Annotated in this window: 12 protein-coding genes, 1 pseudogene and 1 riboswitch; of the genes and pseudogenes, 9 read left to right on the top strand and 4 right to left on the bottom strand. The window is 74.3% G+C overall.

The window, feature by feature from the left end:
* The coding region (locus B0E53_RS23950; RefSeq protein ID WP_107078116.1) for a hypothetical protein at positions 1-995 on the bottom strand (995 nt) is incomplete at its 3' end.
* Positions 996-1,371: 376 nt separating this feature from the next.
* Here B0E53_RS23950 and B0E53_RS23945 point away from each other — a divergent pair.
* The 3 genes from B0E53_RS23945 to B0E53_RS23935 all read left to right on the top strand — a co-directional run bounded on the left by B0E53_RS23945 (position 1,372) and on the right by B0E53_RS23935 (position 5,684).
* Complete coding sequence (locus B0E53_RS23945; protein ID WP_107078115.1) at positions 1,372-4,239, top strand: alpha/beta fold hydrolase; 2,868 nt, start codon at positions 1,372-1,374, stop codon at positions 4,237-4,239.
* A complete protein-coding gene (locus tag B0E53_RS23940) occupies positions 4,239-5,120 on the top strand; it encodes an ABC transporter permease subunit (RefSeq protein WP_107078114.1) in 882 nt (293 codons plus the stop codon). The genes B0E53_RS23945 and B0E53_RS23940 overlap by 1 nt, the downstream gene beginning before the upstream one ends.
* Positions 5,121-5,240: 120 nt before the next feature.
* Positions 5,241-5,684, top strand: coding sequence for a DoxX family protein (locus B0E53_RS23935; protein ID WP_107078117.1), 444 nt, complete (start codon positions 5,241-5,243; stop codon positions 5,682-5,684).
* A 73-nt stretch (positions 5,685-5,757) separates the two neighbouring features.
* Here B0E53_RS23935 and B0E53_RS23930 read toward each other — a convergent pair whose 3' ends face one another.
* Together B0E53_RS23930 and B0E53_RS23925 are read right to left on the bottom strand one after the other, a co-directional pair.
* Positions 5,758-6,408, bottom strand: coding sequence for a DUF4232 domain-containing protein (locus B0E53_RS23930; RefSeq protein ID WP_107078113.1), 651 nt, complete (start codon positions 6,406-6,408; stop codon positions 5,758-5,760).
* A 50-nt stretch (positions 6,409-6,458) separates the two neighbouring features.
* Positions 6,459-6,764 carry a metalloregulator ArsR/SmtB family transcription factor gene (locus B0E53_RS23925; RefSeq protein WP_107078112.1) on the bottom strand — a complete coding sequence of 102 codons (306 nt, stop codon included), beginning with the start codon at positions 6,762-6,764 and terminating at the stop codon, positions 6,459-6,461.
* A gap of 90 nt (positions 6,765-6,854) precedes the next feature.
* On the opposite strand from B0E53_RS23925, the gene B0E53_RS23920 reads away from it, so the two are divergent.
* From B0E53_RS23920 to paaN, 4 genes are all read left to right on the top strand, one after another.
* Positions 6,855-7,820, top strand: a complete 966-nt coding sequence (locus B0E53_RS23920) for a DMT family transporter (RefSeq protein WP_107078111.1) — start codon at positions 6,855-6,857, stop codon at positions 7,818-7,820.
* A gap of 90 nt (positions 7,821-7,910) precedes the next feature.
* Positions 7,911-8,043: riboswitch (SAM riboswitch) on the top strand.
* A gap of 12 nt (positions 8,044-8,055) precedes the next feature.
* Positions 8,056-9,345, top strand: a complete 1,290-nt coding sequence (gene thrC / locus B0E53_RS23915) for a threonine synthase (RefSeq protein WP_107078110.1) — start codon at positions 8,056-8,058, stop codon at positions 9,343-9,345.
* A gap of 297 nt (positions 9,346-9,642) precedes the next feature.
* Positions 9,643-10,662 (top strand): GNAT family N-acetyltransferase, encoded by a 1,020-nt coding sequence (locus B0E53_RS23910; RefSeq protein WP_107078109.1) that lies wholly within the window; start codon positions 9,643-9,645, stop codon positions 10,660-10,662.
* Positions 10,663-10,714: 52 nt separating this feature from the next.
* Entirely contained in the window at positions 10,715-12,388 is a 1,674-nt protein-coding gene (gene paaN / locus B0E53_RS23905) for a phenylacetic acid degradation protein PaaN (protein WP_210406190.1), read from the top strand.
* Between the two features lie 62 nt (positions 12,389-12,450).
* On the opposite strand, the gene B0E53_RS23900 is transcribed toward paaN, so the two are convergent.
* Positions 12,451-12,969 (bottom strand): GNAT family N-acetyltransferase, encoded by a 519-nt coding sequence (locus tag B0E53_RS23900; RefSeq protein WP_107078107.1) that lies wholly within the window; start codon positions 12,967-12,969, stop codon positions 12,451-12,453.
* A 223-nt stretch (positions 12,970-13,192) separates the two neighbouring features.
* Here B0E53_RS23900 and B0E53_RS23895 point away from each other — a divergent pair, with 223 nt between their 5' ends.
* Both B0E53_RS23895 and B0E53_RS38730 read left to right on the top strand, forming a co-directional pair.
* Positions 13,193-13,396 carry a cold-shock protein gene (locus tag B0E53_RS23895; RefSeq protein WP_067305333.1) on the top strand — a complete coding sequence of 68 codons (204 nt, stop codon included), beginning with the start codon at positions 13,193-13,195 and terminating at the stop codon, positions 13,394-13,396.
* A 116-nt stretch (positions 13,397-13,512) separates the two neighbouring features.
* Positions 13,513-13,743: pseudogene (locus B0E53_RS38730) on the top strand (hypothetical protein); the annotation flags it as partial.

The following is a 13,743-nucleotide window of genomic DNA, read 5'->3' as shown; positions in this document are numbered from 1 at the left end:
GCGAGCAGCACCCCGGCCAGCGCGGCGAGCAGCACGGCGGCCACCGCGACGGCGCCCCGGGCCAGCCAGCGGTCCCGGTCGAGCCGGTCGAGCCGTGCCGCCAGCAGCCCGTCGAGCTGGTCGAGGATGACCTGCCGCAACTGGGTGGCGGCCGACTGCGCGACGCGCCGGGCGGCGCCCAGCTGGACCGGGTCGGGCCCGGCCGCCCCGGCGGGCGCCGAGAACGCGGCCAGCGCCTCCACGGAGCGCTGGTAGGTGTCCAGCGGGGTGAGCACGGTGGGGCCGAGGTGGGTGCTCTCCGAGCTGCCCACGGCGGCCCGCAGGTCGTCGACCAGGTCGGTGGCCGGCCCGAGCGCGGCGACCCGGAGTTCGGCCAGCTCGGCGACGGTCCTCGGGCGGTCCGCGGCGGGCCGGCCCGGAGCGAGGGTGGCCAGGTCGGCGAGGCGGCCGGCGGCGACCATGGCCGCGGGCAGGTCCGCGCCGACGGCGTCCTGGACGAAGAACGAGTCGGACCGCGGATCGCGGACCAGCCCGGATGCCTCCCGGACCTTCCGGTGCAGCGCCAGCAGCAGGTCGGTGACCTCGGCGTACGCCTGGAAGGCCGCCTGCGGGTCGGCCAGCGCGCGGTCCGGCAGCGCCTCCAGCTTGGCCCGTACCCCCGCCCAGCGTTCCCGGGTGCGGAGCTGGTCGCCGACCTCGCTGTCCACCTGCGTCGCCCGCTCGACGGCGGCGGTGAGTGCCGCCCGGCTGACCGGCCGGCCGGCGACCGCCGTGCTCTGCGCGTCGGTCAGCGCGTCGGTGACCGGTCCGAGCGCGCGCAGGTAGCGGACGCCGAGGCGTTCCCGGGCCGCCAGGTCGCGGTCGTCGCCGGTGTGCCGGTCGGTCTGGGCGAAGAGCAGCCCCAGCGGGGCCAGCAGCGCCAGTACCAGCAGCAGGGGCAGGGCGCGGCCCGGTACGGCGGGCCGTCGACGGACCCGCGGCGCGGGGACGGTCATGGTCGGTCTCCTCCGGCGACGGCGGGGGACGTTCCGGAGCCGGGAGGTCGCCGTACGCAGTCCCGTGCACCGGACCGGAAAAGTAGTCGAACCGGGCGTGGATGTGACCGTGGTCGCCGAGTCGGTTTCACGTCACTTCGAGTCAGGTCACGTCCGGTTGACCTTGCGGCTACGCAGTGTCCGAGATGGCCGGAGGGAAGGTGGGATCGGCACCGGTTTGCGGGCGTAGATGTGATTCCACGGGATCCGAATTCACCTCGCTGGGACGCTCTGGACCTTCCGCGGTCGACGGGCCCCGGGCAACGAACGGCGCAGTCGGACGGACGTACGGCGGATCTCAGGGAACGCTCAGCCGGTGGCCCGTAGCGTGTGCCGCATGAGATCACCGCTGCCCGTCGCGCGGATCCGGCGCGCCCTGGCCAGCCGTCCCCGCCGGGTCGTCGCCGCGGTGGTGGTCGTCCTGGTCGCCGCCGCCCTGGTCTGGGCGGCCCGCCCGCAGCGCTCCGATTTCCGGACCGAGGCGGCCCTGGTGACCGTCCGCTCCGGACCGGCCGGCGACCAGCCGGTCGACCTGGACACCACGCTCTACCTGCCCGGCGACGCCTCGGCCCGGCACCGGGTCCCGGCGGTGCTGCTGGCGCACGGCTTCGGCGGCACCAAGGAGTCGGTCCGCTCCGACGCGGAGGACCTGGTCGCCCGGGGCTACGCGGTGCTCACCTGGACCGCCCGCGGGTTCGGCCGTAGCGGCGGCGAGATCCACCTGGACAGCCCCGACTACGAGGTGCGGGACGCCCAGCGGCTGCTCGACCGGCTCGCCGCCCGCCCGGACATCCGCCTCGACGCCGCCGGCGACCCCCGGGTGGGCGTGGTCGGCGGCTCGTACGGCGGCGGCCTGGCCCTGCTGCTGGCCGCTCAGGACCGCCGGGTCGACGCGATCGTTCCGATGATCACCTGGCACGACCTGTCCCGCGCCTTCCTGCCGGAGAGCACCGGCAAGGCGCCCACCGAGGGCGTGTTCAAGAAGGGCTGGGCCGGCATCTTCTTCGGCGGCGGCGGCAACGCCGGCTCCGGTCCGGCCGGGCTCGCCGGCACCGGCGCGGCCCAGCCGGAGGGCGCCCCGGCGTCGGCCGGCGCGCCCAGCCCGCAGCCCGGCGCCGGCCCGGGCACCGGCCCCGGTCGCGCCCCGGCCGGCGCCGCCGACCCGTCCTGCGGCCGGTTCGCCGCCGACGTGTGCGCCGCGTACCTGCGGATCGCCACCTCCGGACGGGCCGACGGCCCGGCGGTCGAGTTGCTGCGCCGCTCCTCGCCGGCCGGGGTGCTCGACCGGATCAAGGCCCCCACGCTGCTGGTGCAGGGCGAGGCGGACACCCTCTTCCCGCTCACCGAGGCGGACGCCAACGCCCGGGGCATCGCCGCCGCCGGCACCCCGGTGCGGGTCGCCTGGTTCACCGGCGGCCACGACGGCGGCGCCGGCCCGACCTCCGACTCCGACCGGGTGAAGTTCCTGACCGCGCAGTGGCTCGACCACTACGTCAAGGGGGAGGGGGCCGCGCCCGGCGACAGCTTCACCTTCTCCCGGATCGCCGGGTTCGACGCGCTCGACCGGGGCCTGGTCGCCACCGGCTACCGCACCGCCGACTACCCGGGCGTGACCGGGCAGGGCCGCCGCGAGGTGACGCTGGCCGGGCCGGCCCAGCCGGTCGCCAACCCGCCCAACGGCAACCCGGCGGCGATCTCGTCGGTGCCGTTCGCCGGGGCGCTCGGCTCGCTGCTGGACGGGGTGGCCGGCGACATACCGGGCCAGCACGCCCGGTTCCAGTCCGCGCCGCTGGCCGACCCGGTGGACGTGGTCGGGGCGCCGACCGTGCGGATCCGGGCCGCCTCCGCGACCGGCGAGGCGGTGCTCTTCGTGAAGCTCTACGACGTCGACCCGCAGGGCGCGGCCACGCTGCCGGACGGCCTGGTCGCGCCGGTCCGGCTGACCGGCCTGCCGCGGACCGTCGAGCAGGCCCAGCCGGTCACCGTCACCCTGCCGGCGATCGTCCGCCGGATCGAGGCCGGGCACCGGCTGCGGGTCGTGGTGGCCACCTCCGACCAGGCGTACGCCACCCCGGCCGAGCCGGCCGTGCACACCGTGGCGCTCGGCGACGGCCCGCTGGTGCTGCCCACGGTCGACGCCTCGCCCATCCCCACCACCGCCACGGTCTGGCGCTGGGTGCTGGTCGGCCTGCTCGCCGCGATCGCGGTCGGGCTCGTCGTGGTCGTCCTGGTCGTCCGCCGCCGGCACCGCCGCCAGGACAGCTCGGTCCACCCGGCGTACGCGGGCGTCCCGCTCGCCGTCCGCAACCTGCGCAAGGAGTACGCGGACGGCTTCGTGGCGGTCTCCGACGTGGACTTCGAGGTGCACCCCGGCCAGGTGGTCGGCCTGCTCGGGCCGAACGGCGCCGGCAAGACCACCACGCTGCGCGTGCTCATGGGGCTGACCCAGCCCACCGCCGGCGAGATCCACGTGTTCGGCCACCGGCTGGTGCCCGGCTCACCGGTGCTCTCCCGGATCGGCGCGCTGGTCGAGGGGCCGGGCTTCCTGCCGCACCTGTCCGGGCTGGAGAACCTGCGGGCGTACTGGCGGGCCACCGGCCGGCCGTGGGCGGACGCGCACTTCGAGGAGGCGCTGGAGATCGCCGGGCTGGGCGACTCGGTGCACCGGCGGACGAAGAACTACAGCCACGGCATGCGCCAGCGGCTGGCCATCGCGCAGGCCATGCTGGGCCTGCCCGAACTGCTGGTGCTCGACGAGCCGACGGACGGCCTGGACCCGCCGCAGATCGCCGAGATGCGCCGGGTGCTCCAGTGGTACGCCACCGACGGCCGGGCGGTGCTGGTCTCCAGCCACCTGCTGGCCGAGGTGGAGCAGACCTGCACCCACGCCGTGGTGGTGAACAAGGGGCGGATCGTGGCGTCCGGCCCGGTCGAGGAGATTGTCGGCGAGTCGCCGAGCGTGCTGTTCGAGGTGAGCGACCCGGACGCGGCCCGCACGGTGCTCGGCCGGCTGGCCGGCGTACGGGTGCTGCCCGACGGCGACGGCGCGCTGGTGGTGGACACCAACGGCACCGCCCGCAGTGAGGTGGTGGCGGAACTGGTCCGGGCCGGCATCGGGGTGGACCGGGTGGTGCCCCGGCGGCGCCTGGAGGACGCGTTCCTCGCCCTGGTGGGCGAGAACTCTCGGGGAAGCGGGGACCGGTGATGGCTCAGTCGTCGTCTTCTGTGGGGCCGGTCGGGGCGGCGACCGGTTACCGGCCGTCGGGCACCCTGCCGTTCCTGGCGGAGTTCCGCCGGCAGGCGTCGCGGCGGCGTACCCAGCTGGCGCTGGGTTTCATGGTGCTGCTGCCGCTGATCATCCTGGTCGCGTTCCAGTTCGACTCCGGCGGCGACGTCCGGAACGGCCGGAACGAGTTCGCCAGCCTGGTCGACCTGGCCACCTCGGGCGGGCTGAACTTCACCCTCTTCTCGATCTTCGTGTCGTCGTCCTTCCTGCTGGTCGTCGTGGTGGCCCTGTTCTGCGGCGACACGGTGGCCAGCGAGGCGAGCTGGGGCAGCCTGCGGTACCTGCTGGCGATCCCGGTGCCCCGGGCCCGGCTGCTCACGGTGAAGCTGCTGGTGGCGCTCGCGTACTCGGCGCTGGCGCTGGTGCTGCTCGCCGGGACCGCGCTGCTCGCCGGGACCCTGCGGTACGGCTGGTCCCCGCTGCGCAGCCAGGTCTCCGCCGAGCTGGCCCCGGCCGAGGGGCTGGCCCGCCTGCTCGCCGTGCTCGGCTACCTGGCGGTCGTCCTGCTGGTGGTGGCCGGCCTCGCGTTCCTGCTCTCGGTGACCACGGACGCCGCGCTCGGCGCGGTCGGCGGGGCGGTGCTGCTCTGGATCCTCTCCAGCATCCTCGACCAGATCACCGCGCTGGGCGGCCTGCGCGCGTTCCTGCCCACCCACTTCAGCAGCGCCTGGCTGGGGCTGCTGTCCACCCCGGTGCAGACCGACGACGTGGTACGCGGCGCCATCTCGGCGATCGCCTACGCCACGCTCTTCTGGGGCCTGGCCTTCTGGCGGTTCACCCGCAAGGACGTCACGAGCTGACCGCCCGGACAGTAGTATGGGAGCGTTCCCAAGAAATCTTCCCAACCACAAGGAATTACTAACTATCGATGCCGCGGGGCCTCATGCTGGGGATATCCATCCTTATCTATGGAGGTTCCGATGGTCCCGGCACGACTGAACGGCCCCGTGCTCTCCCTGTTCCGCATGGTTACCGGCCTGCTCTTCCTCTGCCACGGCGCGGCGTCCCTCTTCGGCGTCCTGGGCGGCAACCCGATGACCGGCAAGGCGGTCCCGGTCGGCGAGTGGCCGGGCTGGTGGGCCGCGCTGATCCAGCTCGTCTGCGGCGCGTTGGTGCTCGTCGGCCTGTTCACCCGGCCCGCGGCGCTGCTCGCCTCCGGCTCGATGGCGTACGCGTACTTCATGGTGCACCAGCCGGACGGCCTGCTGCCGCTGCGCAACGGCGGCGAGCCGGCCGCCCTCTTCTGCTGGTCGTTCCTGCTCGTCGCGGTGCTCGGCCCGGGCACCTGGGCCCTGGACGCCCTGCTCTCCCGGCCCCGCGGGGTGGCCACCGAACCCGCCGCGCGCCCCTCGGTCCCGGCCTGACGCCCGCGATCCTGGTAGGAGGTGGCCCCTGCCCCGGGGGTCGTTTCCTGCCAGGATCTGGCGAGGATGAGCCTCAGAGGCGGCTGTCGGGGGTGGGCGCCGAGGAGGGTAGGTCGCTCGGGGCGGGTGGCTGGGTCGAGGACGGGCCGTCGTACCGCTTCCAGGCGCTGACGCCGAGGCGGCCGGTGTTGCCGAGGTCGATCGGCCCGTCCAGCTCGACCGGGTACGCGGGCCGGCCCCGCACCGGGGCCACGTCGAGGTAGGCGCCGTTGCTGGCGACCACCGTGGCGTCGGTGACCAGGTTGCGCCAGAGCAGCGCGGCGGTGGCCCGCTCGCCGGGGCGCAGGACGATCCGGGTGGGCGGGTGGTCGAAGCCGGCGGTGATCGGGCGCGCGCCGGGGATGACCTGGACGGTCAGCGGGTCCCGGTCGGCGTCCCGGAGGCTCGGCGCCGGATGGCCCTCCAGCACGTACGGCCGGTCGCCGCAGTTGACCAGTTCCAGGCCCATCGCCCGCAGGCCCATGGCGGCGTCCACCCCGAGTTCGGTGATGCGGATCCCCTCGGGCGAGCAGGCCGGCGCGGGCGGTGCGGTGCTGGCGGCCGGGGTGGGCCGGGCCGGTTCGCTCGGGCCGCCGGACGCGCGGTCGGGCGCCGGCGCGGGGGCGCACGCGGCGAGCAGCACCACGCCCGCCAGCGCTCCGAGCCGTGCCGCCGCCGTCCGCATCCGGCGATCATTCCAGCCGGTGGCCGCCCGGCGCTGCCCGGACACCGGGATCAGGCGCGGGCGGGCGCGGCGAGGACCGCGTCGAGCAGTCCCGGGTAGAGGCGGTCCAGCTCGTCGCGGCGCAGCCGCACGTAGCGGCTGGTGCCGGCGACCCGGGTCCGGGTCAGGCCGGCCTCGCGCAGCACCTTGAGGTGATGGCTGCGGGTCGCCTTGGAGACGCCGAACTCGAAGGTGCCGCAGGCGTACTCACCGCCCTGGGCGAGGGCGCGCACGATCTGCAGCCGGACGTCGTCGGCCAGGGCGGCCAGCACGGCGGTGACCGGCACCTCGCGCAGTTCGGGTTCGTGCAGCTCCATGTGACCAGGGTAACCCATGTTCGACATCTGTCGAACAACCTCCTAGAGTCGGCTCCGTTGGTTCGACGATACTCGAACATTGGAGCCACGATGCGTTTCCGTTCGGCCGCCTTCCCGCTCTTCGCCGTGGTGAGCTGGGGCGTCATGTTCCCCGTGCTGGCCAGCGCGCTCACCCGGGTGGACGCGCTCAACCTGACCACCGCCCGGTACCTGCTCGCCACCGCCGTGCTGCTCGCCCTGCTGCTGGCCCGCGAGGGACGGGCCGCGCTGCGGGTGCGGCGGCGCGCCACCGAGGTGGTGCTGCTCGGGGTGCTCGGGTTCGCCGGCTTCAACGTGCTGACCAACCTCGCCCTCGGCCACGCCACCCCGCAGCAGATCGCCCTCTTCGCCTCCGGCACCCCGCTGGTCACCCAGCTCGTCCGCTGGGCGCGCGACGGCGTACGCCCCCGGCCGGCGCTGCTCGGCCTCTCCCTGGTCGCCCTGCTCGGCGTCGGTCTGGTGATCACCCGGGGCCGGCTGGACGGGCTGGACCAGTTCGGCGTCGGCGCGCTGCTCATGGTCGGCGCGGTGCTCGGCTGGGCCGTCTACACGCACGGCGCGAGCCGGTTCACCGAGTGGTCGCCGCTGCGCTACACCGCCCTGACCTCCGTGGCCGGCCTGCTCGCCATGCTCGCCGTCAGCGCCGTGGCCGACGTCACCGGCCTCCAGCACCTGCCGGCCGCCGCCGACCTCGTCGCGGTGGCCCCGCAACTGGCGTACGCCGTGGTGGTCGCCGCCGTCCTCGCGGTGCTGGCCTGGAACACCGGGGTCCGGCGGCTCGGCGTGGCCGACGCGGCGCTGTTCATGAACCTGGTCCCGGTGACCACGTTCGCGGTGCAGATCCTGCGCGGCTACCGTCCCGGCGCGGTGGAACTGGTCGGCGCGGCGCTGACCATCGCCGCCCTGGTGGCCGCGAACCTGGCCACCCGTACCCGGAAGGCGCCCACGGCCGCGGCGGCGGTCGCGGTGACCGACCGTGCGGCGGTGATCGAGCCGGTCGCGGTCGTCGCGCGCTGACCCCGGGGCCGGCGGGGCCGGAGCTCACACCGTGGGAACCCGGCTCCGCCGCGCCCCGGCGCCCGCATAGACTCGGCGGCACAACTGCATACCTCATCCAGAGGGGCTGAGGGATACGGCCCGATGACGCCCCGGCAACCACCCGCGCGCTCGACGACGAGCGACGGCGGGCAGGTGCCAATTCCGTCCCCGCCGCACCCGGCGATGCGGGGAAAGATGAGAGGAAATCCTCGACATGACGTCGACGCTTCCCGCCGCCTCCGGCATCGACACCAGCCTCAGCCCGGCCCGCGCCCTGGTCTGTCGCGCCTGCTCCGCGCGCTACCCGCTGGCCGCCCAGCACGCCTGCTACGAGTGTTTCGGCCCGCTGGAGGTCGACTACGACACCGCCGCGCTGGCCGCCGTCACCCGCGAGCAGATCGAGGCCGGCCCGGACAACCTCTGGCGGTACGCCGCCCTGCTCCCCGCCGGCCAGGACCCGGCGACCCGGGTCACCCTCGACCCGGGGCTGACGCCGCTGGTCGCCGCCCCGCACCTCGCCGCCGAGCTGGGCATCACCGCCCCGCTCTGGGTCAAGGACGACAGCGGCAACCCGACCCACTCCTTCAAGGACCGGGTGGTCTCGGTGGCGCTGACCGCGGCCCGGGCCCTCGGGTTCACCCGCTACGCCTGCGCCTCGACCGGCAACCTGGCCAACTCGGTGGCCGCCCACGCGGCCCGGGCGGGGGTGCCCTCGGTGGTCTTCATCCCCAGCGACCTGGAGCAGGGCAAGGTGGTGACCACCGCCGTCTACGGCGGCGACCTGGTCGCCATCGACGGCTCGTACGACGACGTGAACCGGCTCTGCGGCGAGCTGGTGGAGACCGACGAGTTCGAGGACACCGCGTTCGTCAACGTGAACGTGCGGCCCTACTACGCGGAGGGCTCGAAGACCCTCGGCTACGAGGTGGCCGAGCAGCTCGGCTGGCGGATCCCGGCCCAGGTGGTCATCCCGATGGCCAGCGGCGAGCTGCTCACCAAGATCGACAAGGCGTTCTCCGAGCTGGTCGAGATCGGGCTGGTCGAGGCGCCGGCCGGCGGCTGGAAGGTGTTCGGCGCGCAGTCCGCCGGCTGCAACCCGATCGCCACGGCGCTGCACGCCGACACCGACACCATCGTCCCGGTCAAGCCGACCGGGATCGCCAAGTCGCTGAACATCGGCGACCCGGCCGCCGGCCTCTACGCGCTGGAGGCGGTCCGCCGCACCGGCGGCTGGATGGAGTACGCCGACGACGACGAGATCCGCGCCGGCATCCGGCTGCTCGCCCGGACCACCGGGGTCTTCGCCGAGACGGCCGGCGGCGTCACCGTGGCGGTGCTGCGCAAGCTGGTCGAGGCCGGCCGGCTCGACCCCACGGCGGAGACGGTCGTGTTCAACACGGGCGAGGGCCTCAAGACCCTCGACGCGGTCGCCGCCGAGGTCGGTCCCACGCACCGCATCAAGCCCAGCCTCCGCGCCGCCCGCGACGCCGGCCTCCTCTCCTGACCCGGCCCCCGACTCGTCCGGGCGGGGGAGGGGCGGATCGCCCGGGCGGGGGATTGGGGTGATCCGTTGGGTAACTGGCTTTTCGCTGTGAGTGTGGAAAACGCGCCGACAAGGACTTGACGGCAGGAATTGGACGGCGCAAGATGCTCCGTGCGGGAGGGCATCCGCCGGAGACTTTTCAAGTTCTTGCGACCCAACGCCGGAGGCGTTGTGCGGACGTCCCTCCCGACCAACGTCCGAAGGGGCCGGCGGAAAACCGCTGGCCCCTTCGCTGTCGGCTGGGCCAGGCTCACGGGCATGGGCATCTCCGTCTCCCCCCTCGACCCCGCCGACCAGGCGACCCTCGACGCCGTCTACCGGACGGCCGTCGCGGCCCAGGCCGTGGACGAGCCGGACCTCCCACCGCTGTGCCGGCGCCGGTTCGAGGCGCCGCTGCGGCACCCGATGCCGGGCGTCGACACCCGCTGGTGGGTGGCGCGCCTCGACGGGGTGCCCGCCGGCTGGCTCCGGCTGTACCTGCACACCCTCGACAACACCGACAACGCCAGCGTCGAGCTGGTGGTGGACCCCGCGTACCGGCGGCGCGGGGTGGGGCGCGCCCTGCACGAGCACGGGCTGCGGCTGCTGCGCGAGCGCGGCGGCAAGCGGCTGGTCGGTTCGACGGTCAGCCCGCTGCCGGGGGAGGAGGGGCGGGAGCTGCCCGGGGCGGCCTTCGCCGCCGCCGTCGGCGCGAAGCCGGCGCTCGCCGACGTGCGCCGCCGGCTGGACGTCACCGCGCTCGACCGGCCGCGCCTGGCCGGCCTGCTCGCCGAGGCCGGCACGGCCGCCGCCGGCTACCGCACGGTCCGCTGGTCGAACCGCACCCCCGAGGAGTACGTCGCCGACGTCGCCTACCTGGAGGGGCGGCTGCTGGTGGACGCGCCCCTCGGTGACCTCGGATGGGAGCAGGAGAAGGTCGACGCCGAGCGGATCCGCGGCACGGAGCGGGCCCTCGACGCGCGCGGGGTCCGCCGGTACAGCGTCGGGGCGGTGCATGAGGCGTCCGGCCGGCTGGTCGCGTGGAGCATGGTCAGCCTGGCCGCCAACACCACCTGGCACGCCTGGCAGCAGATCACCATCGTCGACCCGGCACACCGTGGCCACCGGCTCGGGCTGCTCACCAAGATCGAGAACCTCGACCACGCGCTGGCGCACGAACCGGAGCTGCGCGTGATCGACACCTTCAACGCCGCGGCGAACACCCACATGATCGCGATCAACGAGCAGCTCGGCTACCGGCCGGCGGCCGGCTCGACCGACTGGCAGCTGACGATCTGACTTGTGACACGCCACTACTGATCTGGGGCCGTGCTGTTGCATGATGGCGGGCATGACGGAGACCCCGCACCCCCTGTACGACAGGCACGCCGAGACCCTCAACCGGGCGCTGACCGCGATCACGGAGCGCGGGTACTGGTCCGCCTATCCCGAGTCGCCCAGCCCGCGCGTGTACGGCGAGACCGCCGCCGCCGACGGCAAGGCCGCCTTCGAGGCGTACCTGGGCCGAGACTTCCCGCTCGACCAGCCGGGCGACGGCGACACGGTCGCCACCGAGGTCAGCCCGTTCGGCCTGGCGCTCGACGTGCGCTACCCGCACGCCGCCCCCGACCAGCTGGTGGCCGCCGCCACCGCCGCACTGCCGTCCTGGCGCGACGCCGGCCCGCAGGCCCGGGTGGGTGTCTGCCTGGAGATCCTCGACCGGCTACACAAGAACGTCTTCGAGCTGGCCAACGCGGTGCAGTTCACCAGCGGCCAGGCCTTCGTGATGGCCTTCCAGGCCGGCGGCGCGCACGCGCTGGACCGGGCGCTGGAGGCGGTCGCCTACGCGTACGCCGAGATGACCCGGCACCCGGGCACGGCCGGCTGGGAGAAGGCCGCCGGCAAGGGCGACCCGCTGCGGATGAGCAAGACGTTCCACGTGGTGCCCCGCGGCGTGGCGCTGGTGATCGGCTGCAACACCTTCCCGACCTGGAACTCGTACCCCGGGCTCTTCGCCTCGCTGGCCACCGGCAACCCGGTGGTCGTGAAGCCGCACCCGCGCGCCGTGCTGCCGCTCGCCATCACCGTGAAGTACGCCCGCCAGGTGCTCGCCGAGGCCGGCTTCGACCCCAACCTGGTGCAGCTCGCCCCCGAGGCGGCCGGCGAGAAGCTCGCCTCGACCCTGGCCCTGCACCCGGCCGTCCGGATCGTCGACTTCACCGGCTCCACCGAGTACGGCGACTGGCTGGAGGCGAACGCCCGGCAGGCCGCCGTCTACACCGAGAAGGCCGGCCTGAACACGGTGGTCATCGACTCCACCGACGACTTCGCCGGGATGTGTCGCAACCTGGGCTTCACGCTGACCCTGTACAGCGGCCAGATGTGCACCACCTCGCAGAACCTGCTGATTCCCCGGGACGGCATCGAGACCGACCAGGGGCACAAGAGCTTCGACGAGGTGGCCGCCGGCATCGCCGGCGCGGTCGCCAAGCTCACCGCCGACCCGGCCCGGGGCGTCGAGCTGACCGGCGCCATCGTCAACGACGGCGTGCTGGAGCGGCTGGAGGAGGTCACCAAGGTCGGCGAGCCGGTGCTGGAGTCGCGGACCGTGGTGCACCCGTCCTTCCCGGACGCGGTGGTGCGGACGCCGACCGTGGTCAAGCTGGACGGGGCCGACACCGCCACCTACTCCCGCGAGTGGTTCGGGCCGATCTCGTTCGCCATCGCGACCGACTCGACCGCGCACAGCCTGGAGATCCTGCGCTCCACCGTCGGGAAGAAGGGCGCCCTGACCGCCGGCGTCTACTCCACCGACGAGGCGGTGCTGGACGCGGCCGAGGCGGCGGCGATCGACGCCGGCGTGCACCTGTCCTGCAACCTGACCGGCGGGGTGTTCGTCAACCAGTCGGCGGCGTTCTCCGACTTCCACGGCTCGGGGGCGAACCCGGCGGCGAACTCGGCGCTGACCGATGGGGCGTACGTGGCGAACCGGTTCCGGATCGTGCAGAGTCGCCGGCACGTCTGAGGCCGGTCGCGGTTCGGGTGCGTCTGTTGTCGCTCCGGCAACAACGGGCGCACCCGAAGCCGTCAGGCGGGGCGGCGCATCTGGAGTTCGTGGAGGGCGGGGATCCGGGGGTGCGGGACGCGCACGCCGGTGTCCACGAAACCCAGCTTCTCGTACGCCCGGCAGGCGCGGTCGTTGCCGACCACCACCTCCAGCATGAGCTCGGGCCGGCCACACGCTCGGGACCAGGCGGCCACCTCCTCCACGAGCGCCCCGAGCAGCCCCCTGCCCCGCCAGGCCGGCGTGATGTAGACGGCGTAGATCAGGGTCAGCCCGGGCTCCTCCGGGGCGATCGTGCCGCCGGCGTGGCCGACCAGGCGACCGCCCGGGTCGGCGACGAACTGGGCGCTGTGACCACCGTGCGAGACGGCGGCGATCCGGGCCGCGTAGTCGGCGTGCGGCCGGGCGGCGGCCTCGGCCACGGTCTCCAGGAAGGCCAGCGGGGAGTCGGCCAGCATCTCCAGCCGGAGCGCCCGCATCCGGGCGGCGTCCGCCGGGCGGACCCGGCGGACGGTGGTCGTCGTGGTGGTCGCGCTGGTCATCTCGCATGCATACCGGAAGGGGCGGTACCGCGCCCGGCCGGGCGCGCACAGTGGCCGAAATATGCCCGATTTGTGGTCGTGCGCGGTCGTCACGCCTCGTGTAGCGTGCGATTTCGGTCACTCGATTCAGCGGCCGTCGCCGATCGCTGAACCGGTGGCTCACCGGTGCCGGTCCGCCGGTCTCCGGGGTTGTGAAACGCCGCGCAGAGTGAGGAAGTGCACCGTGGCACAGGGCACCGTGAAGTGGTTCAACTCCGAAAAGGGCTACGGCTTCATCGCCGTCGACGGCGGGCAGGACGTCTTCGTCCACTTCTCCGCGATCGAGATGGACGGCTACAAGGCGTTGGACGACGGCCAGCGGGTCGAGTTCGAGATCGCCCAGGGCCAGAAGGGTCCGCAGGCTGAGCGGGTCCGCGTCATCGCCTGATCTTTCCTGGCCGCCGCCCGATCGGCGGCCGCTCCACCCCGACGAGGGGGCTGCGGTGCGCGCCCGCGCCGTGGAAGATCATGAGCCGTTCCAGCCGTCGCTGCTGAGGAGGGTTCATGTCCGACCTGCCCCCGTCGGGTGCCACCGAGCCGGTGCCCCCGGCGTCGCCCGGTGTCCCGGTCGACCCGACCCGGTCCACGCCGCCGGCCGCCGTGCCGGCTCCGGCGTCGGGGCACGCGGTCGACCCCACCGCGCCCGGGTCCCCCACCCCGACCGATCCGGGCCGGTCCGCCGCCGTGGCCGATCCCGGAGTGCCTGCGCAACCCGGCCCGTCCGGGGCGCCCGCC

Source organism: Micromonospora sp. MH33 (assembly GCF_003013775.1).
Lineage (GTDB): Bacteria > Actinomycetota > Actinomycetes > Mycobacteriales > Micromonosporaceae > Micromonospora > Micromonospora fulviviridis.
The sequence above is the reverse complement of the archived record's forward strand: the minus strand, read 5'-3'. Positions and strand labels throughout refer to the sequence as shown.

Bases quoted from the DNA above. Each gene is read 5' to 3' on its own strand.
- B0E53_RS23945 (WP_107078115.1), top strand. From the start codon at position 1,372: ATGAGATCACCGCTGCCCGTCGCGCGGATCCGGCGCGCCCTGGCCAGC.
- B0E53_RS23940 (WP_107078114.1), top strand. From the start codon at position 4,239: ATGGCTCAGTCGTCGTCTTCTGTGGGGCCGGTCGGGGCGGCGACCGGT.
- B0E53_RS23935 (WP_107078117.1), top strand. From the start codon at position 5,241: ATGGTCCCGGCACGACTGAACGGCCCCGTGCTCTCCCTGTTCCGCATG.
- B0E53_RS23930 (WP_107078113.1), bottom strand. From the start codon at position 6,408: ATGCGGACGGCGGCGGCACGGCTCGGAGCGCTGGCGGGCGTGGTGCTG.
- B0E53_RS23925 (WP_107078112.1), bottom strand. From the start codon at position 6,764: ATGGAGCTGCACGAACCCGAACTGCGCGAGGTGCCGGTCACCGCCGTG.
- B0E53_RS23920 (WP_107078111.1), top strand. From the start codon at position 6,855: ATGCGTTTCCGTTCGGCCGCCTTCCCGCTCTTCGCCGTGGTGAGCTGG.
- thrC (WP_107078110.1), top strand. From the start codon at position 8,056: ATGACGTCGACGCTTCCCGCCGCCTCCGGCATCGACACCAGCCTCAGC.
- B0E53_RS23910 (WP_107078109.1), top strand. From the start codon at position 9,643: ATGGGCATCTCCGTCTCCCCCCTCGACCCCGCCGACCAGGCGACCCTC.
- paaN (WP_210406190.1), top strand. From the start codon at position 10,715: ATGACGGAGACCCCGCACCCCCTGTACGACAGGCACGCCGAGACCCTC.
- B0E53_RS23900 (WP_107078107.1), bottom strand. From the start codon at position 12,969: ATGACCAGCGCGACCACCACGACGACCACCGTCCGCCGGGTCCGCCCG.